Origin of the sequence: Streptomyces sp. NPDC007088 (genome assembly GCF_042869355.1) — a bacterium.
In the GTDB taxonomy this organism is placed as follows: Bacteria; Actinomycetota; Actinomycetes; order Streptomycetales; family Streptomycetaceae; genus Streptomyces.
Genome location: NZ_JBIAFO010000005.1, coordinates 270,092 through 289,489 on the forward strand (window position 1 = coordinate 270,092; position 19,398 = coordinate 289,489).

General features: G+C 71.0%; 16 protein-coding genes. 13 read left to right on the forward strand and 3 right to left on the reverse strand.

The features are described from left to right. Nucleotides 1–81: 81 nt before the first annotated feature. From yajC to ACFYMP_RS10915, 5 genes are all read left to right on the forward strand, one after another. Nucleotides 82–555 (forward strand): preprotein translocase subunit YajC, encoded by a 474-nt coding sequence (yajC, locus tag ACFYMP_RS10895; RefSeq protein WP_388853952.1) that lies wholly within the window; start codon nt 82–84, stop codon nt 553–555. A 147-nt stretch (nt 556–702) separates the two neighbouring features. Then, nucleotides 703–2,514: a protein translocase subunit SecD gene (gene secD / locus ACFYMP_RS10900; RefSeq protein WP_388853955.1), complete on the forward strand. Its 1,812-nt coding sequence runs from the start codon at nt 703–705 to the stop codon at nt 2,512–2,514. 1 nt (nt 2,515) lies between these two features. Then, the gene (secF, locus tag ACFYMP_RS10905; protein WP_388853958.1) at nt 2,516–3,649 is read left to right on the forward strand and encodes a protein translocase subunit SecF; all 1,134 of its coding nucleotides are present in this window, start codon (nt 2,516–2,518) and stop codon (nt 3,647–3,649) included. Then, nucleotides 3,646–4,185 (forward strand): adenine phosphoribosyltransferase, encoded by a 540-nt coding sequence (locus tag ACFYMP_RS10910; protein ID WP_388853961.1) that lies wholly within the window; start codon nt 3,646–3,648, stop codon nt 4,183–4,185. The genes secF and ACFYMP_RS10910 overlap by 4 nt, the downstream gene beginning before the upstream one ends. Before the next feature lie 404 nt (nt 4,186–4,589). Next, on the forward strand, nt 4,590–7,109 hold the full coding sequence (locus tag ACFYMP_RS10915) for a RelA/SpoT family protein (RefSeq protein ID WP_388853964.1): 2,520 nt from the start codon (nt 4,590–4,592) through the stop codon (nt 7,107–7,109). Between the two features lie 108 nt (nt 7,110–7,217). Here the strand turns inward: ACFYMP_RS10915 and ACFYMP_RS10920 are convergent, their stop codons facing one another. Together ACFYMP_RS10920 and ACFYMP_RS10925 are read right to left on the reverse strand one after the other, a co-directional pair. Further along, nucleotides 7,218–8,447 (reverse strand): DUF349 domain-containing protein, encoded by a 1,230-nt coding sequence (locus ACFYMP_RS10920; protein WP_388853967.1) that lies wholly within the window; start codon nt 8,445–8,447, stop codon nt 7,218–7,220. A 132-nt stretch (nt 8,448–8,579) separates the two neighbouring features. Continuing rightward, nucleotides 8,580–9,428, reverse strand: a complete 849-nt coding sequence (locus tag ACFYMP_RS10925) for a peptidylprolyl isomerase (RefSeq protein WP_388853970.1) — start codon at nt 9,426–9,428, stop codon at nt 8,580–8,582. Between the two features lie 176 nt (nt 9,429–9,604). On the opposite strand from ACFYMP_RS10925, the gene ACFYMP_RS10930 reads away from it, so the two are divergent. The 4 genes from ACFYMP_RS10930 to ACFYMP_RS10945 all read left to right on the forward strand — a co-directional run bounded on the left by ACFYMP_RS10930 (nt 9,605) and on the right by ACFYMP_RS10945 (nt 13,949). Further along, entirely contained in the window at nt 9,605–10,318 is a 714-nt protein-coding gene (locus ACFYMP_RS10930; RefSeq protein WP_388853972.1) for an MBL fold metallo-hydrolase, read from the forward strand. A gap of 11 nt (nt 10,319–10,329) precedes the next feature. After that, the gene (hisS, locus tag ACFYMP_RS10935; RefSeq protein ID WP_388853975.1) at nt 10,330–11,592 is read left to right on the forward strand and encodes a histidine--tRNA ligase; all 1,263 of its coding nucleotides are present in this window, start codon (nt 10,330–10,332) and stop codon (nt 11,590–11,592) included. A 276-nt stretch (nt 11,593–11,868) separates the two neighbouring features. Further along, entirely contained in the window at nt 11,869–12,525 is a 657-nt protein-coding gene (locus ACFYMP_RS10940; protein ID WP_388853978.1) for a vitamin K epoxide reductase family protein, read from the forward strand. A 68-nt stretch (nt 12,526–12,593) separates the two neighbouring features. After that, nucleotides 12,594–13,949, forward strand: coding sequence for a replication-associated recombination protein A (locus tag ACFYMP_RS10945; protein ID WP_388853981.1), 1,356 nt, complete (start codon nt 12,594–12,596; stop codon nt 13,947–13,949). 132 nt (nt 13,950–14,081) lie between these two features. Here ACFYMP_RS10945 and ACFYMP_RS10950 read toward each other — a convergent pair whose 3' ends face one another. Next, entirely contained in the window at nt 14,082–14,810 is a 729-nt protein-coding gene (locus ACFYMP_RS10950) for a DUF2470 domain-containing protein (RefSeq protein WP_388853984.1), read from the reverse strand. A 230-nt stretch (nt 14,811–15,040) separates the two neighbouring features. Here ACFYMP_RS10950 and rpsD point away from each other — a divergent pair, with 230 nt between their 5' ends. The 4 genes from rpsD (at nt 15,041) to alaS (ending at nt 19,394) form a co-directional block, all read left to right on the forward strand. Then, complete coding sequence (gene rpsD, locus ACFYMP_RS10955) at nt 15,041–15,655, forward strand: 30S ribosomal protein S4 (protein WP_363148051.1); 615 nt, start codon at nt 15,041–15,043, stop codon at nt 15,653–15,655. 243 nt (nt 15,656–15,898) lie between these two features. Beyond that, on the forward strand, nt 15,899–16,333 hold the full coding sequence (locus tag ACFYMP_RS10960) for a DUF948 domain-containing protein (RefSeq protein WP_388853988.1): 435 nt from the start codon (nt 15,899–15,901) through the stop codon (nt 16,331–16,333). A 44-nt stretch (nt 16,334–16,377) separates the two neighbouring features. After that, a complete protein-coding gene (locus ACFYMP_RS10965; RefSeq protein WP_388853991.1) occupies nt 16,378–16,725 on the forward strand; it encodes a DUF6167 family protein in 348 nt (115 codons plus the stop codon). Further along, a complete protein-coding gene (alaS, locus tag ACFYMP_RS10970) occupies nt 16,725–19,394 on the forward strand; it encodes an alanine--tRNA ligase (RefSeq protein ID WP_388853994.1) in 2,670 nt (889 codons plus the stop codon). Before ACFYMP_RS10965 ends, alaS begins: the two co-directional genes overlap by 1 nt. Nucleotides 19,395–19,398 lie beyond the last annotated feature (4 nt).

Sequence of the window (19,398 nt, forward strand, 5' to 3'; positions counted from 1 at the left end):
TGCCGTCCCTTGCGGTCGGCGCCCACCCCCAATCCCAACAGGCCGCCAGCATCCGCGCGGTCGTGCGAAGGACTCCGTACCGTGAGTATCGTGACCCTCCTCCCCTTCATCGTGCTTATCGGGGCCATGTTCCTGATGACCCGCTCCGCGAAGCGGAAGCAGCAGGCCGCGGTGAGCATGCGCAACGAGATGCAGCCCGGTTCCGGCGTCCGCACGATCGGGGGCATGTACGCCACCGTCAAGGAGGTCAACGAGGACACGGTCCTCCTTGAGGTGGCTCCTGGCGTCCACGCCAAGTACGCGAAGAACGCCATCGGAGCCGTCCTCGGCGACGAGGAGTACGACCGCATCATCAACGGCAACACCGACTTCGACGCCGTGGTCCCCGACGACGCCTCCTCCCTGACCGAGGCCGACGAGTCCGCCGACCACACCGAGGACGGCGCCGAGCGCATCGACCTCGGCAAGAAGGACGTCGCCCCCGCCGAGGCCGTCGCGCCCGAGACCGAGGACGCCGCGCCGAAGAAGGCCGAAGGCGACCCCGAAGCCAAGTAAGCAGAACCGAGGTCCGTGGCAGCCGCTCCTCAGGGGCGGGCGGTCGCGGCCCCGGGGCATGCCGTTGTACGCGGATTCCCCAATTCACTTAAGGGCCGCTCGCCGGTTCTCACCGTGCTGAGCGGTTGGACAGGGAGAAACGAGAAGGTGGCAGCACCCAATAAGGGCAGAGGGCGTAGCGGTGGCCAGAGCAAGCCGGGCCGCTCCCTCGCTCTGATCCTGGTCGCCATGGTGGCGCTCACGGGCGGGATGTTCCTCTCCGGGCACACGACGCCCCGGCTCGGCATCGACCTCGCCGGCGGTACGAGCATCACGCTCAAGGCGCAGAACGAGCCCGGTCAGAAGAACGCGGTCAACCCGACCAACATGAACACCGCGGTCGACATCATCAACCGCCGTGTCAACGGTCTCGGCGTGTCCGAGGCCGAGGTCCAGACCGAGGGCAGCGACCACATCGTGGTCAACATCCCCAAGGGCACCAACCAGAAGCAGGCGCGCGAACAGGTCGGCACGACCGCGCAGCTCTACTTCCGTCCGGTGCTCCAGGTCGCGGGTGGCGCCCCCGCCGCGGACCCCTCGGCGGACCCCTCGGCCAGCGGCTCGGGCAGCAAGAGCCCCGCCCCCAGCGCCGGTTCCGGTGACAAGGCGGGCGGCTCCAGCGCCTCCCCGGGCACCTCGTCCTCCGCGGGTTCCACCGCCTCCGGCGGCGCCGAGCCGAGCAACTCCCCACAGGGCCGCGCGCTGCCCCAGGCCCTCAAGGCCGACGCGACGCCCACGCCCAGCGCCCCGGCGAGCGGGAAGGCCGACCCCTCCAGTCCGGCCGCCACCCCCGCGCCCAGCAGCGACCCCGCCACCGAGAAGCTGATGGGGCAGTTCTCCGCCCTGGACTGCACCAACCAGTCCCAGCGGGTCAAGGCCACCAAGGGCGTCAAGTCCTCGGACCCCACCGTGGCCTGCGGCAAGGAGGGCGGCCAGTGGGCCAAGTACCTCCTGGGCCCGGCCGAGGTCGAGGGGAAGAACGTCAAGAGCGCCAAGGCCGTCCTCGACCCCAACCGGGGCTCCTGGATCGTGCAGATGGAGTTCAACAAGACGGGCTCCAACAAGTTCGCCGCGATCACCGGCAAGCTGTCCAAGCAGCAGCCGCCGATGAACCAGTTCGCCATCGTCCTCGACGGTGACGTGGTCTCCGCCCCGAGCGTCAACACCACGCTCAACTCCAGCGCCGAGATCTACGGCAGCTTCACCCAGGAGTCCTCCAAGGAACTGGCGAACGTGCTGTCCTACGGCGCCCTGCCGCTGACCTTCCACGAGGACACCGTCACCACCGTGACGGCCGCGCTCGGCGGCGAGCAGCTCAAGGCGGGCCTCATCGCCGGCGGTGTCGGTCTCGCGCTCGTCATCCTCTACCTCGTCGTGTACTACCGGGGCCTGTCGCTCATCGCCATCGCGAGCCTCGTCGCCTCCGGCGTCCTGACGTACACGATCATGACGCTCCTGGGCCCGGGTATCGGGTTCGCGCTGAACCTGCCGGCCGTCTGCGGGGCCATCGTGGCCATCGGTATCACCGCGGACTCCTTCATCGTGTTCTTCGAACGCATCCGGGACGAGGTCCGCGAGGGGCGCACGCTGCGTCCCGCCGTGGAACGGGGCTGGCCGCGAGCGCGGCGCACCATCCTGGTCTCCGACTTCGTGTCCTTCCTCGCCGCCGCCGTGCTGTTCCTGGTCACCGTCGGCAAGGTGCAGGGCTTCGCGTTCACGCTGGGGCTGACGACCCTGCTCGACGTGGTCGTCGTCTTCCTGTTCACCAAGCCGCTCATGACGATCCTGGCCCGCGGCAAGTTCTTCGGCGGCGGCCACAAGTGGTCCGGTCTCGACCCGAAGCGGCTCGGTGCCAAGCCGCCGCTGCGGCGCTCCCGCGCAAGCCGTGTCTCCGCCCCCGTCGACCCGAAGGAGGCGTGAGATGTCGCGACTCGGCAATTTCGGCGCCCGGCTCTACCGCGGTGAGGTCGGCTACGACTTCATCGGCAAGCGCAAGATCTGGTACGGCATCTCGATCCTGATCACGATCACCGCGATCGTGGGCCTCGGGGTACGCGGTCTGCACATGGGGATCGAGTTCGAGGGCGGGGCCGTCTTCACGACCCCGAAGACGAGCGTCTCCGCCGCCCGCGCCGAGGAGTCCGCCGAGCAGTCCTCCGGGCACGACGCGATCGTGCAGGAGCTGGGCAACGGCGGCATGCGCATCCAGATCAGCGGGATCGACACCGACGCCTCGGACCCGATCAAGGAACAGCTGGCCAAGGACCTCGACGTCAAGGCCGACGACATCAACGCGGATCTGGTCGGCCCGAGCTGGGGCGAGCAGATCGCCAACAAGGCGTGGCTGGGCCTCGGGATCTTCCTGGTCCTCGTGGTGATCTACCTGGCCATCGCCTTCGAGTGGCGCATGGCCATCGCGGCCTTCGTCGCGCTGATCCACGACATCACCATCACGGTCGGGATCTACGCCCTCGTCGGCTTCGAGGTCACCCCGGGCACCGTGATCGGTCTGCTCACCATCCTCGGCTACTCGCTGTACGACACCGTCGTGGTGTTCGACAGCCTCAAGGAGCAGTCGAAGGGCATCACGAAGCAGACCCGCAACACCTACAGCGAAGTCGCCAACCAGAGCATCAACGGCACCCTGGTGCGCTCCATCAACACCACGGTGGTCGCGCTCCTCCCGGTCGCCGGACTGCTGTTCATCGGGGGCGGCTTCCTCGGCGCCGGCATGCTCAACGACATCTCGCTGTCGCTGTTCGTGGGCCTCGCGGCCGGCGCCTACTCCTCGATCTTCATCGCCACGCCCCTGGTCGCCGACCTCAAGGAGCGCGACCCGCAGATGAAGGCCCTCAAGAAGCGGGTGCTCGCTAAGCGCGCCGCCGCGGCCGCCCAGGGCGAGCCCCTGCCGGCCTCCGCGACGCCCGGACCGGACGACGAGACCCCGCAGACCGCCGCCGCGGCCGCCGGAGCGACCTCCGCCGTCCGCAACGGTGAGCCCCCCGCCCGCGGCCGCTCCGGCCGGGGCGGACGTACGACCGGAAAGCGCCGATGACCGACATCAAGGAGCTGCTGCTCAGCCGTATCAGGGACGTACCGGACTACCCGGAGCCCGGAGTGGTGTTCAAGGACATCACCCCGCTCCTGGCGGACCCGACGGCCTTCGCGGCGCTCACCCAGTCCCTCGCGGACCTGTGCCTGGTGCACAAGGCCACGAAGGTGGTCGGGCTGGAGGCGCGGGGGTTCATCCTCGGCGCCCCCGCCGCCGTGCGCGCGGGTCTCGGCTTCGTCCCCGTGCGCAAGGCCGGCAAACTCCCCGGAGCGACCCTCAGCCAGGGGTACGAGCTGGAGTACGGCACCGCCGAGATAGAGGTGCACGCAGAGGACCTGAGCGCCGAGGACCGCGTCATGGTCATCGACGACGTCCTGGCGACCGGAGGCACCGCCGAGGCATCCGTCGAGCTGATCCGCCGGGCCGGTGCCCAGGTAGTCGGCGTCTCGGTCCTGATGGAGCTGGGCTTCCTCGGCGGCCGGGCGCGGCTGTCCGGCGTGCTGGACGGCGCGCCGCTGGAGGCGCTCATCCAGGTCTGAGCCGCCCCCGCCGGGTCGGGAACGACCCCGCGACAGCGGCCGTACAGCGCAGGAGGGCCGGCCCCGCCCGGGGTCGGCCCTCCTGCGTGCGGGGACCGGAGCAGCAACGCGTTTCGGCCAGTCCCCGCCCCCCGGCGAGGGCCAGGCGGAAATATCCCGGGGCGCTCCGGACGTTCCCGGGAAGTCTGCGAAATGAGCAAAACGGACAAGACGGGCTGTGGGGGTTCAGTTCCCGCAGTCAGGTAAAGCGAACCGGGACCCCGGTGAGCCGTGCCCGCCTCCCGCAGGCGAAGGCGTGGCTCGATCTCGCTACCATGGGCTTCCTCCGGTTCGACACCCGGGGGGCCACACGGTCCTCGCCGTCCCGCCGTCCGGCGGGAGGGGGGCCTACAGGAGGAGCGCTCTTGCCAGACGAGGCCCAGCCACTCACCGCCGCGGGCGACCAGGGGTCGCAGGCCAAGCCGACGCAGGCGCCTTCCGCCACGCCCCCGGCCGCCGGGCAGCCCGGGGCCCCGGCGAGCAACGGCGGCCGGGCCGGCGCACGTCCCGGCACCCCCGCGGAGCGCCCCCGCCCGGCTCCCGAGCGCACGAGCGCGCAGCCGCGTCCCACCGCCCCCCAGAACGGCCGCAGCGGCTCCTCCAACCGCGTACGGGCCCGTCTGGCGCGGCTCGGCGTGCAGCGCACCAACCCGTACAACCCGGTGCTCGAACCGCTCCTGCGTACCGTCCGGGGCAACGACCCCAAGATCGAGACCTCGGTGCTGCGCCAGATCGAGCAGGCGTATCAGGTCGCCGAGCGCTGGCACCGGGGCCAGAAGCGCAAGAGCGGCGACCCGTACATCACGCACCCGCTCGCCGTCACCACGATCCTCGCCGAACTGGGCATGGACCCGGCGACGCTCATGGCCGGGCTCCTGCACGACACCGTCGAGGACACCGAGTACGGGCTCGACACGCTCCGCCAGGACTTCGGCGACACCGTCGCCCTCCTCGTGGACGGCGTCACCAAGCTCGACAAGGTCAAGTTCGGCGAGGCCGCCCAGGCCGAGACCGTGCGCAAGATGGTCGTCGCGATGGCCAAGGACCCGCGTGTCCTCGTCATCAAGCTCGCCGACCGGCTGCACAACATGCGCACGATGCGCTACCTCAAGCGCGAGAAGCAGGAGAAGAAGGCCCGCGAGACCCTGGAGATCTACGCCCCGCTCGCACACCGGCTGGGCATGAACACCATCAAGTGGGAGCTGGAGGACCTCGCCTTCGCGATCCTCTACCCCAAGATGTACGACGAGATCGTCCGCCTGGTCGCCGAGCGCGCCCCCAAGCGCGACGAGTACCTGGCGATAGTGACCGACGAGGTCCAGTCCGACCTGCGCGCCGCCCGCATCAAGGCCACCGTCACCGGACGGCCCAAGCACTACTACAGCGTCTACCAGAAGATGATCGTCCGCGGCCGGGACTTCGCGGAGATCTACGATCTGGTGGGCATCCGGGTCCTGGTCGACACGGTCCGCGACTGCTACGCGGCCCTCGGCACGGTCCACGCGCGATGGAACCCGGTCCCCGGCCGGTTCAAGGACTACATCGCGATGCCCAAGTTCAACATGTACCAGTCGCTGCACACCACGGTGATCGGCCCCAACGGCAAGCCCGTCGAACTCCAGATCCGCACCTTCGACATGCACCGCCGCGCCGAGTACGGGATCGCAGCGCACTGGAAGTACAAGCAGGAGGCCGTCGCCGGGGCCTCGAAGGTGCGCACCGACGTACCCAAGCGGGCCGGCAAGGACGACGCCATCAACGACATGGCGTGGCTGCGGCAGCTGCTCGACTGGCAGAAGGAGACCGAGGACCCCGGGGAGTTCCTGGAGTCGCTGCGCTTCGACCTGTCGCGCAACGAGGTCTTCGTCTTCACGCCGAAGGGCGACGTCATAGCGCTTCCGGCCGGGGCCACCCCGGTCGACTTCGCGTACGCCGTGCACACCGAGGTCGGGCACCGCACGATCGGGGCACGGGTCAACGGGCGGCTGGTCCCGCTGGAGTCGACCCTGGACAACGGCGATCTGGTCGAGGTCTTCACCTCGAAGGCGGCCGGGGCCGGGCCCTCCCGGGACTGGCTCGGCTTCGTCAAGTCGCCGCGCGCCCGCAACAAGATCCGCGCGCACTTCTCCAAGGAGCGCCGCGAGGAGGCGATCGAGCAGGGCAAGGACGCCATCGTCCGGGCGATGCGCAAGCAGAACCTGCCCATCCACCGCATCCTCACCGGTGACTCCCTCGTGACCCTCGCCCACGAGATGCGCTACCCCGACATCTCCTCGCTCTACGCGGCGATCGGCGAGAACCATGTGCCCGCGCAGGGCGTCGTGCAGAAACTCGTCCAGGCCCTGGGCGGCGAGGAGGCCGCGAGCGAGGACATCGCCGAGTCCAGCCCGCCCTCGCGCAGCCGCCGCAAACGCCGCGCGAAGTCGGACCCCGGCGTCATCGTCAAGGGTGTCGAGGACGTGTGGGTCAAGCTCGCCCGCTGCTGCACCCCGGTCCCGGGCGACCCCATCATCGGTTTCGTGACCCGAGGCAACGGTGTCTCGGTGCACCGCAAGGACTGCGTCAACGTGGACTCGCTGTCCAAGCAGCCCGAACGGATGCTCGACGTCGAGTGGGCGCCCACGCAGTCCTCGGTCTTCCTGGTCGCCATCCAGGTCGAGGCGCTCGACCGCTCCCGGCTCCTGTCCGACGTCACCCGGGTCCTCTCGGACCAGCACGTCAACATCCTGTCGGCGGCCGTCCAGACCTCCCGCGACCGGGTGGCGACCTCCCGGTTCACCTTCGAGATGGGCGACCCCAAACACCTGGGGCACGTCCTGAAGGCCGTACGCGGGGTGGAGGGCGTCTACGACGTGTACCGGGTGACCTCGGCGCGCAGGCCCTGACCGGTCCGGACCCGCGGCCCCGGGAAACGGGGCCAGCCGCACGCGGCAAAGGGAGCGGGGCCCCGTCCGCCCAGGACGGGGCCCCGCTCCGTGTCACCGGGCCGTCGTTCAGCCCCCGAACTCCTCCAGGCCCTTGAGCGCCTGGTCGAGCAGGGCCTGGCGGCCCTCCAGCTCACGTCCGAGCTTCGCGGCCTTCGCCTCGTTGCCCGCCGCGCGGGCCGCGTCGATCTGGCCGTGCAGCTTGTCGACGGCCGCCTGGAGCTGGCCGGTCAGCCCGGCGGCGCGGGCGCGGGCCTCCGGGTTGGTGCGCCGCCACTCGGCCTCCTCGGCCGTCTGGATCGCCCGCTCGACGGCCTGCATACGGCCCTCGACCCTCGGCCGCGCGTCCCGCGGGACGTGGCCGACGGCCTCCCAGCGCTCGTTGAGCGCGCGGAAGGCCGCGCGGGCGGCCTTGAGGTCCTTCACCGGAAGCAGCCGCTCGGCCTCCTCGGCCAGCGCCTCCTTCAGCTTCAGGTTCTCGCCCTGTTCGGCGTCGCGCTCCGCGAACAGCTCGGAGCGCGCCGCGAAGAACACGTCCTGGGCGCCCCGGAAGCGATTCCACAGGTCGTCCTCGAACTCGCGCTGAGCGCGGCCCGCGGCCTTCCACTGCGTCATCAGATCCCGGTAACGGGCCGCCGTCGGCGCCCAGTCCGTGGACGTGGACAACGACTCGGCCTCGGTGACCAGCCGTTCCTTCGTCTTCCTGGCCTCCTCGCGCTGCGCGTCCAGCGCCGCGAAGTGCGCCTTGCGCCGCTTCGAGAACGCCGAACGGGCATGCGAGAAGCGGTGCCACAGTTCGTCGTCCGACTTGCGGTCGAGCCGGGGCAGCCCCTTCCAGATGTCCACGAGCGCGCGCAGCCGCTCACCGGCCGAGCGCCACTGCTCGCTCTCGGCCAGCTGCTCGGCCTCGGCGACCAGCTCCTCCTTGGCCTTCTTGGCCTCGTCGGTCTGCTTCGCGCGCTCGGCCTTGCGCTCCTCCCGCCGCGACTGCACCGTCTCGACCAGCTTGTCCAGCCGCTGGTCGAGCGCCGCGAGGTCGCCCACCGCGTGTGCCTCGCGCACCTGCCCGCGCAGGTGGTCGATGGCGGTCTGCGCGTCCTTCGCGGACAGGTCCGTCGTCCGCACCCGGCGCTCCAACAGCCCGATCTCGACGACCAGTCCCTCGTACTTGCGCTCGAAGTACGCGAGGGCCTCGGCGGGGGATCCGGCCTGCCAGGAACCGACCTCCCGCTCGCCCTCGGCGGTACGCACGTACACGGTCCCGGTCTCGTCGACACGGCCCCACGGGTCGCTGCTCACAGCGCCTCCTCCACATGATGCCGCGCGCCCCCCTGGGGCCCCGGCATCGTCCACAGTTTCGTCACGGCCAACATAGGCGACCTGCGGGGCGGCTGTCCGCATCCCCGGCAAGCGAACTTGACCGCCCCCGGGTCAGGATTTCGTCACGGTCGCCTTGTTGATCACCACGGTCGCGTTCGGCGCCCCGTCACCCTGGCCACTGCTCTCCCCGGCGTTCGCGATCTTCTTGAGGACCTTGGCGCCGGCCTTCGAGATGGTGCCGAACGGCGTGTAGTCGGGCGGCAGCGGGCTGTCCTGGTAGACGAGGAAGAACTGGCTGCCTCCCGTGTTACGACCGGACTTGTCCTGCGCGTTGTACTGGTTGGCCATCGCGACCGTACCCGCCGGGTACACCTTGCCCTTGAGGCTCTTGTCCTTCAGGTTCTCGTCCGGGAGGGTGTAGCCCGGCCCGCCGGCGCCGTTGCCCGTCTGGGAGCCGCACTGCAGGACGTAGATGCCCGCGGTGGTCAGCCGGTGGCACTTCGTGTGGTCGAAGTAGCCCTTGTCCGCGAGGAACTTGAAGGAGTTCACCGTGTGCGGGGCTTTCTTCGCCGACAGGTCCAGCGGGATGTCGCCGCAGGTCGTGGCGAGGTTCATCGTGTAGTCGGCGGAGGTGTCGACGCTCATCGCCGGCTCCTTCTTGAACGACAGGTTCCTGACCTTGCCGGGCGCCGGCTTCGCGCACGGGTCCGCGGCCTTGCTGGGGCTCGCCGAGGGCGTGGGCGCCGCGGCCGCGTCGTTCTTGGCCTTGCTGTCGCCGTCGTCCTTGCTGAACGCCCCGCCCGCCCAGGCCCCGCCGCCCGCCGCGAGCACCACGACGACGGCGGACGCGATGACCGCGTTGCGCCGGCGGGACCGGCGGCGAGCCGCCTCCCGACGCTCCTGCTGTCGCAGGAACTTCTCCCGGGCGAGCTGGCGCCGGCGCTGATCGTTGCTGACCACCGGGTGTCTCCTCGTGTCCGTTGTCCGTCGTGGACGGGGCCTGTTGTGTGCCCCGTACCGTATATGGGTTCGCTGTGGAATCGGCACCGCCGGTAGGCTCCTGGGTGCCGCCGTGCGCCTTCCCGGCCCGAAGCGGCACCCGCCGCCGCAGGACAGACCAGACACAAAGGACGATCGTGCTCATTGCCGGTTTCGCCGCCGGAGCCTGGGGGACCAACTGCTACGTGGTCGCCCCGGCCGCCGGTGAGGAATGCGTCATCATCGACCCGGGCCACCAGGCGGCCCCCGGTGTCGAGGAGACGCTCGCGGAGCATCGGCTCAAGCCCGTCGCCGTCGTCCTCACCCACGGCCACATCGACCACGTGGCCTCCGTCGTCCCCGTGTGCGGCGCCCACGACGTGCCCGCCTGGATCCACCCGGCGGACCGCTTCATGATGAGCGACCCGGAGAAGGCCCTCGGCCGCTCCATCGGCATGCCGCTCATGGGCGAGCTGACCGTCGGGGAGCCCGCCGAGGTCGAGGAGCTGACCGACGGCGCGCGGCTGCGGCTGGCCGGGCTCGACTTCTCCGTCGCGCACGCGCCCGGCCATACCAAGGGGTCGGTGACCTTCAGGACCCCCGAGGGCGCGGACCTTCCGTCCGTCCTGTTCTCGGGCGACCTGCTGTTCGCCGGCTCCGTCGGACGCACCGACCTGCCCGGCGGCGACCACGCCGAGATCCTCGACTCGCTGGCCCGTGTGTGCCTGCCGCTCGACGACTCGACCGTGGTGCTGTCCGGCCACGGCCCCCAGACGACCATCGGCCGGGAGCGCGCCACCAACCCGTATCTGCGGCAGGTGGCCACCGGCACGGCAGCGGCCCCCGACGCCGCCGCCCGACGAGGAATGTGACACCCACAGACGTGAGCACCTTCAAGGCCCCCAAGGGCACCTACGACCTCCTCCCGCCGGACTCCGCGCGTTTCCTCGCCGTCCGCGAGGCGATCGCCGCGCCCCTGCGCGACGCGGGATACGGCTACATCGAGACGCCCGGCTTCGAGGACGTCCAGCTCTTCGCGCGCGGGGTCGGCGAGTCCACCGACATCGTCAGCAAGGAGATGTACGTCTTCACCACCAAGGGCGGCGACCAGCTCGCGCTGCGCCCGGAGAGCACCGCCTCCGTGCTGCGCGCCGTCCTGGAGTCCAACCTGCACAAGGGCGGCAACCTGCCCGTCAAGGTCTGGTACTCCGGCTCGCAGTACCGCTACGAGCGCCCCCAGAAGGGCCGCTACCGTCACTTCTCGCAGGTCGGGGCCGAGGCGATCGGGGCCGAGGACCCGCTGCTCGACGCCGAGTTGATCATCCTCGCCGACCAGGCCTACCGCTCGCTCGGCCTGCGCCAGCACCGCATCCTGCTCAACTCGCTCGGTGACCGGACCTGCCGCCCGGTCTACCGCGCCGCCCTCCAGGACTTCCTGCGCGGACTCGACCTCGACGAGGAGACGCGGCGCCGCATCGAGATCAACCCGCTGCGGGTGCTCGACGACAAGCGCGAGGACGTCCAGAAGCAGCTGGTCGGGGCGCCCCTGCTGCGCGACTACCTGTGCGAGGCGTGCCGGGCCTACCACGAGGAGGTCCGGGAACTGCTGACCGCCGAGGGCGTCGCCTTCGAGGACGACCCGAAGCTCGTGCGCGGACTCGACTACTACACCCGCACGACCTTCGAGTTCGTCCACGACGGCCTCGGCTCGCAGTCCGCGGTCGGCGGCGGCGGGCGCTACGACGGGCTGTCCGAGATGATCGGCGGTCCCGCGCTGCCCTCCGTCGGCTGGGCGCTCGGCGTCGACCGCACCGTGCTCGCCCTGGAGGCCGAGTCCGTCACCCTGGACCTGCCGGCCACCACGAGCGTCTACGCCGTGCCGCTCGGTGAGCAGGCCCGCAAGGTGCTGTTCCAGATGGCGGGCGAACTGCGCCGTTCCGGGATCGCCACCGACTTCGCCTTCGGCGGGCGCGGTCTGAAGGGCGCCATGAAGAGCGCCAACCGCTCCGGCGCCCGGCTCGCGCTGATCGCCGGGGAGCGCGACCTCGCCGAGGGCCAGGTCCAGCTCAAGGACCTGGAGTCCGGGGAGCAGAGCGCCCTCGCGCTGACCGAGGTGGTCGCCGAGATCCGCCGCCTGCTGGGCTGAGCCGGCCGCCGCCCCGCGCGGGCGGCGGACGGGGCGCTCCGACGGCGGCCGGTGGGGGAGAGGGAGCCCCACCGGCCGTCAACCCCGCGGGGGTCTTCTCACACCTCCGGGCGGTTTCCGATGGCGCGCACCGGGCGCCCCGCCCGGTGTCCGGGCCGGTCCCGCGGCCTTTGGCGGTCCGGAAGGGCCTTGCGGCCCCCTGGCGGACACAGGTGCCTGGGGCACAATGTCAGGGGCCCCGAAACCCCCGGACCCCCTCTGTGACGGAACGGCGTGATGAGCGATACGACTGTGGTGAACGACGACGTCTCCAGCGAGTACGCGGACGACGACCGGGCCGGGGGCGCGCCGGTGTCCCGTCTCGGCGCCTCGCGGGCCTTCGCGATCATGCTCGTCCTGACGGGAGCCGCGGGGCTGCTCGCGGCCTGGGTCATCACGCTCGACAAGTTCAAGCTGCTGGAGGACCCCAACTTCAGCCCGGGATGCAGTCTCAACCCGGTCGTGTCCTGCGGCAGCGTCATGAAGAGCGAGCAGGCCGCCGCCTTCGGCTTCCCCAACCCGATGCTGGGCCTCGCCGCCTACGCCGTGGTCGTCTGCGTGGGCATGACCCTGCTCGCCGGGGCCCGGATGCCGCGCTGGTACTGGCTCACCTTCAACTTCGGCACGCTCTTCGGTGTCGGCTTCTGCACCTGGCTGCAGTACCAGTCGCTCTACAACATCAACGCCCTGTGCCTGTGGTGCTCCCTGGCCTGGGTCGCGACGATCATCATGTTCTGGTACGTCACGGCGCACAACGTCCGCAACGGCTTCCTGCCCGCCCCGGCCGCCGTGCGCGGTTTCGTGGGCGAGTTCCCCTGGGTCCTGCCCGTCCTGCACATCGGGGTGATCGGCATGCTGATCCTGACCCGGTGGTGGGACTTCTGGACCAGCTGAGCCCCGTCCCCGCAGCTCAGCGCCCCGGCCCCGGGGCGCTGTCAGTGACGTGACATAGGCTGCGAGACGTGGAACCCGACTTGTTCACCGCCGCAGCAGAAGAGCGCCAGGAGAAGGACCCGAGCAGCAGCCCGCTGGCCGTCCGGATGCGCCCCCGCACCCTCGACGAGGTGGTGGGCCAGCAGCACCTGCTCAGACCGGGCTCCCCGCTGCGCCGGCTCGTCGGCGAGGGCGGCCCGGGGCCCGCGGGTTCTTCCTCCGTCATCCTGTGGGGGCCGCCCGGCACCGGGAAGACCACGCTCGCCCACGTCGTGAGCAAGGCGACCAACGCGCGCTTCGTGGAGCTCTCGGCGATCACCGCCGGGGTCAAGGAGGTGCGCTCCGTCATCGAGGGCGCCCGTCGCGCCACCGGTGGCTTCGGCAAGGAGACCGTCCTCTTCCTCGACGAGATCCACCGCTTCAGCAAGGCGCAGCAGGACTCGCTGCTGCCCGCCGTGGAGAACCGCTGGGTCACCCTCATCGCGGCGACCACGGAGAACCCGTACTTCTCGGTGATCTCGCCGCTGCTGTCCCGCTCGCTCCTGCTGACCCTGGAGCCGCTCACCGACGCGGACCTGCGCGGGCTCCTGCACCGCGCGCTCACCGAGGAGCGCGGCCTGAAGGGTGCGCTCACCCTCCCCGCGGAGGCCGAGGAGCACCTGCTGCGGGTCGCCGGCGGAGACGCGCGCCGCGCCCTGACCGCCCTGGAGGCGGGCGCGGGGGCGGCCCTCGCCAAGAAGGAGGGCGAGCTGACCCTCCAGACCCTGGAGGAGACGGTCAACAAGGCCGCCCTGAAGTACGACCGGGACGGCGACCAGCACTACGACGTGGCGAGCGCCCTGATCAAGTCCATCAGGGGCTCGGACGTGGACGCCGCCCTGCACTACCTGGCCCGGATGATCGAGGCGGGGGAGGACCCCCGGTTCATCGCCCGGCGACTGATGATCTCGGCGAGCGAGGACATCGGCCTGGCCGATCCCACCGCCCTGCCCACCGCCGTGGCCGCCGCCCAGGCCGTCGCCATGATCGGTTTCCCCGAGGCGGCGCTGACCCTGAGCCACGCGACCATCGCCCTCGCCCTCGCCCCCAAGTCCAACGCCGCCACCCTGGCGATCGGGGCGGCGCTGGAGGACGTGCGCAAGGGTCTCGCCGGCACCGTGCCGCCGCACCTGCGGGACGGTCACTACAAGGGGGCCGCGAAACTCGGCCACGCCCAGGGGTACGTGTATCCCCACGACGTCCCCGGCGCGATCGCCGCCCAGCAGTACGCGCCGGACGCGGTCAAGGACCGCCGCTACTACGAGCCGACCCGCTACGGCGCCGAGGCGCGGTACGCGGACGTGGTGGAGAAGGTGCGCGAGCGGCTGCGCGGCGCGCAGGACTGATCCCCGGCCCCGGCCCGTACCGACGGGCCCCCCGGCCTCTCCCCGAGGCCCTCGACCCGCACGGAGCAGGACCCACCGAGCAGGACCCACCGAGCGAAACGCACGAGCGGGACGCACCGGCGCGAGCGGGTCTCAGTTCCCCGCGGCCTCGAAGAGCGCGTGCATCGCCCGCCGCAGCCCGTGCACGTCCGCGACCGGCTCGGGGAAGTCGAAGCGCGCGTCGAAGCACCGCACCCCGGTGAAGCGGACCCGCAGGCCGAAGCGGTCCAGGGCCACCGGGACGGCCGCCGGGCAGCCGGCCCCCTGGGCACGCTCCCCGATCAGTTCGCGCAACCGCCGCACCTGCGGGGCGTGCGCCGCGTGCAGGTGCTGGAGCAGTTCGGCCTCGTAGGCGACGAGCGGATCGGGCGCGGCCGCGGCGAAGTCCTCGGCGTCGACCGCCTCGGCGCCCCACAGGTCGTCCACGTGGATCTCGCCGGTCTCCAGGCGCAGCGTCGCCCAGGCCGGGGGGCCGGCGATCCCGGGCGGGCCGGTGATCGCGCGGGCCTCGGGCGCCTCCTCGGGCAGCCGGGTCAGCCAGCCCGAGACCCAGGCCCGGCCCCGGATACGGTGGGGCACCGAGACCGGCGCGACGTCGGTCAGCTCCAGGACCACCGCCAGCTCGTCGTCCTGCGCGCGCGAGGCCGCCCGGACCACGGGGGAGTCCGCGGGGAAGACGAGCAGGACCTCCCCGTCGTCGCCGACCTCCCGCACCTCGGGCGTCAACTGGTGCGGAAGGGCCGACTCCAGGCCCGGGACGAGCAGCACCGCCGAGCATGTACTCTGTACGAGAGTTCGTGTGCGTTCGGCTGCTGACGGCATCCGGGCGGTTTCTGGCCCCCACTCCTCCTGAGGTTCTCCGGAACCCTCGTGGACGTCATGAGTTTCATGGCGGGGACGCGGCTGACCATGAGCTGATCGGACCTCCGTCGATGCGTCGCCGTTCTGTGCGCCGCGGCTGTTCGTGATGCGCGTGGTGTTCCCAGGGCGAGACATGCGATCTCCTTGAGTAAGGTGAGCCTAACCTAACCTATTTCGGAGGTCTGGAGAACGTGCCTAACCAGTCGCGTCCCAAGGTCAAGAAGTCGCGTGCGCTCGGTATCGCGCTGACGCCCAAGGCTGTCAAGTACTTCGAGGCCCGTCCCTACCCGCCGGGTGAGCACGGCCGTGGCCGCAAGCAGAACAGCGACTACAAGGTCCGTCTGCTGGAGAAGCAGCGTCTGCGCGCCCAGTACGACATCAGCGAGCGCCAGATGGCCCGCGCCTACGACCGCGCCCGCAAGGCCGAGGGCAAGACCGGTGAGGCCCTGGTCATCGAGCTGGAGCGTCGCCTCGACGCCCTGGTCCTGCGTTCGGGCATCGCCCGCACCATCTACCAGGCCCGCCAGATGGTCGTCCACGGCCACATCGAGGTCAACGGCCAGAAGGTCGACAAGCCCTCCTTCCGCGTCCGTCCCGACGACGTCGTGATGGTCCGCGAGCGCAGCCGCTCCAAGCACCCCTTCCAGGTGGCGCGCGAGGGTGGTTACGACACCGACGGCGAGACCCCGCGCTACCTCCAGGTGAACCTGAAGGCCCTGGCCTTCCGCCTGGACCGCGACCCGAACCGCAAGGAAATCCCGGTCATCTGCGACGAGCAGCTGGTCGTCGAGTACTACGCCCGCTGATCACCCGCTGATCCGCGCGCCGCACACTCCCACCCGGCCCCCACCGTCCTCGTGACGTGGGGGCCGGGTGTTTTTCCCCGGTGGTGCCCACGGGCGAAATGCGGTACGGGCCCACCCCGGGGCCGCGATAGGCTCGGGGCACGACCTCCGTCGCCCGCGGCGCCCCAGCGGCCCGGCGCGGGCGCCGTACGACCCGGCCGGCGCGAGCCGGCCAGAAACCCGAAGCACAAGGAGCGGTGCACAGTGTCCGGTGGAGAGGTGGCCGGCATCCTGGTGGCCGTGTTCTGGGCGATTCTCGTCTCCTTCCTCTCCGTCGCCCTGGTGAGGCTGGCACAGACGCTCAAGGCCACGACCGCCATGGTCGCCGAAGTGACGGAACAGGCGGTCCCGCTGCTCGCGGACGCCTCCGCGACGGTGCGCTCCGCGCAGACCCAGCTGGACCGCGTCGACGCGATCGCCTCCGACGTCCAGGAAGTCACCTCCAACGCCTCCGCGCTCTCCACCACCGTCGCCTCCACCTTCGGCGGACCGCTCGTCAAGGTCGCCGCCTTTGGCTACGGCGTACGGCAGGCACTGAGCCGCAAGGCCGCCCCCGAGGCACCCGCGCCCACCCGCCGTACGGTGATCGTGGGCCGCGCCGTCCCCGGGGCGCGCCGCTCCCGCCGCAAGCGCGGCTGACGGCCCGTACGCGATGCACGACACCCGGAAGGACTGAGTCCGCCATGTTCCGTCGTACGTTCTGGTTCACCGCAGGAGCAGCCGCGGGGGTCTGGGCCACCACCAAGGTGAACGCCAAGATCCGCGCGCTGAGCCCGGAGAGCCTCGCGGCACAGGCAGCGAACAAGGCCGTCGAGACGGGCCACCGGCTCAGGGAGTTCGCGCTCGACGTCCGCGAGTCCATGTCCGAACGCGAGGCCGAACTCGACGCGGCGCTCGGCCGCAACCAGCCCGCGCCCCCCGAACTCCCCACCCAGCGGCGGCTCGCAGCCCTGGAGCGCGGCACCACCACGGTGTACACCGCCGCCGAAGACCACCTGAAGCACCCGAACAACCGGAATGAGGACCACTGATGGAGTCGGCTGAAATCCGCCGCCGCTGGCTGCGCTTCTTCGAGGAGCGCGGGCACAAGGTCGTGCCGTCGGCGTCGCTGATCGCGGACGACCCCACGCTGCTGCTCGTCCCCGCGGGCATGGTCCCCTTCAAGCCCTACTTCCTCGGTGAGGTCAAGCCGCCCGCCCCGCGCGCCACGAGCGTGCAGAAGTGCGTGCGCACCCCGGACATCGAAGAGGTCGGCAAGACCACCCGGCACGGCACCTTCTTCCAGATGTGCGGCAACTTCTCCTTCGGGGACTACTTCAAGGAACAGGCGATCACCTATGCCTGGGAGCTGCTGACCTCCTCCGTCGAGGACGGCGGCTTCGGCCTGGAGCCCGAGCGGCTGTGGATCACCGTCTACCTGGACGACGACGAGGCCGAGCAGATCTGGCGCGAGAAGATCGGCGTGCCCGCCGAGCGCATCCAGCGCCTGGGCAAGGCCGACAACTTCTGGTCCATGGGCGTCCCCGGCCCCTGCGGCCCCTGCTCCGAGATCAACTACGACCGGGGCCCGGAGTTCGGCGTCGAGGGCGGCCCGGCCGTCAACGACGAGCGCTACGTGGAGATCTGGAATCTGGTCTTCATGCAGTTCGAGCGGGGCGCCGGCTTCGGCAAGGACGACTTCGAGATCCTCGGCGACCTGCCCAGCCAGAACATCGACACCGGCCTCGGCCTCGAACGCCTCGCGATGATCCTCCAGGGCGTCCAGAACATGTACGAGATCGACACCTCGCGCGTCGTGATCGACAAGGCCACCGAGCTGACCGGCGTCCGGTACGGGTCGGGCCACAGCTCGGACGTGTCGCTGCGCGTGGTCTCGGACCACATGCGCACCTCCGTCATGCTGATCGGCGACGGCGTCAGCCCCGGCAACGAGGGCCGCGGCTACGTGCTGCGCCGCATCATGCGCCGCGCCGTGCGCAACATGCGTCTGCTCGGCGCCGAGGGTCCGGTCGTCAAGGAGCTGCTCGACGTCGTCATCGACACGATGGGGGAGCAGTACCCCGAGCTGATCACCGACCGCAAGCGGATCGAGACGGTCGCGCTCGCCGAGGAGGCCGCCTTCCTCAAGACGCTGCGGGCCGGCACCAACATCCTCGACACCGCCGTCACGGAGACCAAGCGGTCTGGCGGCTCCACGCTCTCCGGCGACAAGGCGTTCCTGCTGCACGACACGTGGGGCTTCCCGATCGACCTCACGCTGGAGATGGCCGGGGAACAGGGCCTCGCGGTGGACGAGGACGGCTTCCGGCGCCTCATGAAGGAGCAGCGCGAGCGCGCCAAGGCCGACGCCCGCGCCAAGAAGACCGGCCACGCCGACCTGCACGCCTACCGGGAGATCGCCGACGCCGCCGGGGCCACCGACTTCACCGGCTACCAGCACCTGGAGGGCGAGGCCCGCATCGTGGGCCTGCTCGTCGACGGGGTGCCCTCGCCCGCCGCCACCGAGGGCGACGAGGTGGAGGTCGTCCTCGACCGCACCCCCTTCTACGCCGAGGGCGGCGGCCAGATCGGCGACACCGGGCGCATCCGGCTCGACTCCGGCGCCGTCATCGAGGTCCACGACGTGCAGAAGCCGGTCCCCGGGGTGCACGTCCACAAGGGCCGCGTCCAGGTCGGCGAGGTCACCGTGGACTCCCCGGTCTGGGCCTCGATCGATCAGGTGCGCCGCCGCGCCATCGCCCGCGCCCACTCCGCCACCCACCTCACCCACCAGGCCCTGCGCGACGCGCTCGGCCCGACGGCCGCCCAGGCCGGTTCCGAGAACCAGCCGGGCCGCTTCCGCTTCGACTTCGGTTCGCCGGCCGCCGTGCCCACGACCGTCATGAGCGACGTCGAGCAGAAGATCAACGAGGTCCTGGCCCGCGAGATGGACGTCCAGGCCGAGGTCATGTCCCTGGACGAGGCGAGGAAGCAGGGCGCCATCGCCGAGTTCGGCGAGAAGTACGGGGAGCGGGTCCGGGTCGTCACCATCGGGGACTTCTCCAAGGAGCTGTGCGGCGGCACCCACGTGCACAACACCGCCCAGCTCGGCCTCGTGAAGCTGCTCGGCGAGTCCTCCATCGGTTCCGGGGTACGCCGCATCGAGGCCCTGGTCGGCGTCGACGCGTACAACTTCCTGGCCCGGGAGCACACGGTGGTCGCCCAGCTCCAGGAGCTGGTCAAGGGCCGGCCCGAGGAACTGCCCGAGAAGATCGCGGGCATGCTCGGCAAGCTCAAGGACGCCGAGAAGGAGATCGACAAGTTCCGCGCGGAGAAGGTGCTCCAGGCCGCCGCCGGTCTCGCCGAGAACGCCCGTGACGTGCACGGCACCGCCCTGGTGACCGGCCAGGTCCCGGACGGCACCGGCGCCGACGACCTGCGCCGCCTCGTCCTGGACGTGCGGGGCCGCATCCCCGGGGACCGGCCCGTCGTCGTCGCCCTGTTCACCGTGGCGGGCGGCCGGCCGCTCACCGTCATCGCCACCAACGAGGCCGCCCGTCAGCGGGGTCTCAAGGCCGGTGATCTGGTGCGCGCGGCCGCCAAGACCCTCGGGGGCGGCGGTGGCGGCAAGCCGGACGTCGCCCAGGGCGGTGGCCAGAACCCGCAGGCCGTGCCCGAGGCGGTGGCCGCCGTCGAGCGCCTCGTCGCCGAGACGGCCTGACGCC

Coding starts and splice junctions, on each gene's coding strand:
- secF (WP_388853958.1), top strand. CDS start 2,516: ATGTCGCGACTCGGCAATTTCGGCGCCCGGCTCTACCGCGGTGAGGTC.
- ACFYMP_RS10910 (WP_388853961.1), top strand. CDS start 3,646: ATGACCGACATCAAGGAGCTGCTGCTCAGCCGTATCAGGGACGTACCG.
- ACFYMP_RS10940 (WP_388853978.1), top strand. CDS start 11,869: ATGAGCGATACGACTGTGGTGAACGACGACGTCTCCAGCGAGTACGCG.
- ACFYMP_RS10950 (WP_388853984.1), bottom strand. CDS start 14,810: ATGCCGTCAGCAGCCGAACGCACACGAACTCTCGTACAGAGTACATGC.
- ACFYMP_RS10965 (WP_388853991.1), top strand. CDS start 16,378: ATGTTCCGTCGTACGTTCTGGTTCACCGCAGGAGCAGCCGCGGGGGTC.
- alaS (WP_388853994.1), top strand. CDS start 16,725: ATGGAGTCGGCTGAAATCCGCCGCCGCTGGCTGCGCTTCTTCGAGGAG.